This is a genomic window from Flavobacterium piscinae (assembly GCF_004122145.1).
GTDB classification, from domain to species: Bacteria; Bacteroidota; Bacteroidia; order Flavobacteriales; family Flavobacteriaceae; genus Flavobacterium; species Flavobacterium piscinae.
On the sequence record NZ_SBKQ01000024.1, the window covers coordinates 1 to 2246 of the forward strand.

Annotated in this window: 2 protein-coding genes; both read right to left on the reverse strand. The window is 40.3% G+C overall.

Annotated elements, in window-relative coordinates; all coding sequences use genetic code 11:
* Positions 1-812: PorP/SprF family type IX secretion system membrane protein (locus EQG68_RS14815; protein ID WP_164975472.1), on the reverse strand; the 812-nt coding region annotated here is incomplete at its 3' end.
* Positions 813-882: 70 nt separating this feature from the next.
* A partial coding sequence (locus EQG68_RS14820; RefSeq protein ID WP_164975473.1) for a gliding motility-associated C-terminal domain-containing protein occupies positions 883-2246 on the reverse strand: 1364 nt, incomplete at its 5' end.

Consider the following 2246-nt stretch of genomic DNA (forward strand, 5'->3'; position numbering starts at 1 on the left):
CCAATACGAAGATTGGGGGTGATGGCATAATTTAGCATCGCTCCAAAACTGTCTTCTAAACGATACGTAGCTCCGATTTCAAACTTCTCGAAAAACAAAAAGTTGGTCGATACATCAAGCGAGGTCGGTGCATTAAAGGCTGACTTTAACATCGCAAAGGGTTTGAACTTTGTGTTGGGACTCAAATCAAAGACGTATCCTGCTGTTAAAAAGTAGTGCGAGACTTCCGAACCAAATTCTCTCTCTTGTCCATTATCTCGTAAATCCAAATGTTTTGACTTTAGCATGTTTGGCACAGAGAAAGCAATGTAATATTTGTTGGTATAATAAAAAATACCCGAACCAATATTCAAATACGTGTTGCTGATGTTTTCACTAAACGCAGGGTCGTTCTCTTGTGGAAGCGTGTTGTAAACATCACTAAATAATCCTACATTGTGAAAAGTAAGTCCTCCTTTTAATCCAAATGCCAACTTGTGTTCGCCTCCTAAATTAAGGGTGTAAGAGAAATCCGCATACGCATTGTTCTCTTCTACCGGACCAATCTTGTCCGAGATCACACTCAATCCTAATCCCACATTTCTTCCCACGGGCATATGACCTGAAAAAGTAGCTGTTGTTGGGGCATCTTCAATGTCTACCCATTGTTTTCTGTAAAGTAAGCCAAAGGATAGGTTTTCTTTACTCCCCGCATAAGCCGGGTTAATTACGTTCATATTATACATGTACTGTGTATAATGTGGATCTTGCTGTGCTTTGGTTTCAAAGAAACTAATCGCGGCGATCAATGTTGCAAAATATATTTTTCTCATTTCTTTATAGGGTTTATTTTTTAAACTCACCATTACTCTTGGTAAAATAATGGTGAGTTATCTGTGTCTACTAACGCTCTCTGTTGATATAAATCCAACCGGTTTTTGCTTCAATGTTATTGAACTCTATCACAAAGTAGTAAGTACCATCCGGTAGCTCATCTCCGCTATTGCTTTGACCAAACCACTCATTGCTGTAATTTCCTCTGTCATATACTTTTCTACCATAACGGTTATAAATAGAAAGTGTGCGAACATCATAGTCTGTTAAATCAAAGAAATCGTTCAATCCGTCTCCATTTGGTGAGATACCTTTTTGAATTGTACAGTTTTTGATAACTACTTCAAACGATGTTTGATCAAAACATCCTTGCGGTGATCCTGCATAAATGTAAATCGTTTGATCCTCTTCTACGGCTTGTCCTGCAAATAATTGAACCCCAGTTGCTCCCGGACCTGTATAATAAGCATTGCCTGCTGATAATTCCGGTAAGAAGTAACGCGTACACTCTTCCACATTATTCAACTCATCAGCATCTACCTCAATAAAGGTTACCGTAAAACTAGATTCTGAGGAACAACCCGCCAAGGTGCCTTGTGCAAAGATATAAACTGTTTGTGGCGTGTTACTAACCTCAACTTGAGTAAGGATATTACCACCTCCGTTTGGTTGTGAATAATAAACTCCGTTGGTTAGTGTTGGCAATATGAATGCTCCATCGGTGGCACAAACTGTTTGATCTACTCCCGGGTCTACTGCCGGTCTGGCAATTACCTCAACTGTCATATCTTGAGTTGTGGCACAAATGCCTTCGTTTGGTGTAAAGGTATATGTTGTTTGTCCTGCTGTAGCTGTACTAAAGGCAGGAGTCCAACTCCCCGCAATACCATTGTTTGATGTGTCAGGTAAACTTGCCGTTTCTCCCACACACAATGGCCCTACTTGAGTAAATGTTGGTACAACTCTATCGTTAACCGTAATGAAAACTGAAACAATCTCAGCACATTCTCCCGCACCTGGAGTAAAGACATATTCTACATTTTCACCTGGAGTTGATGTGTCTATTGAAGAAGGGAACCACGTTCCGCTTACACCATTGTCTGAAGTAAGTGGTAACGTATTTGGTGTAACATCCAAACAATAGGTCAACGCTAATGTTTCAAATACAGGGGTTGCCGGTGTGCTGATAGTAATCACTACTTCCGTAGTAACCGCACAATCAACACTTGAATCCGGTGTAAAGATATACGTTGATTCTCCTAATGTCGCTGTATCAATAACATCAGGACTCCATGTTCCGGGTATTGAATTGTTTGATAAAGGTAACGCATCCGCTGTTGCTCCTTGGCAATAAGTGGTGGTTATCGTATCAAAAGTAGCCGCTTGGGTTGGTTTTACCTCTACCGTAATTGTGGTTGCAATAGCACATTCAA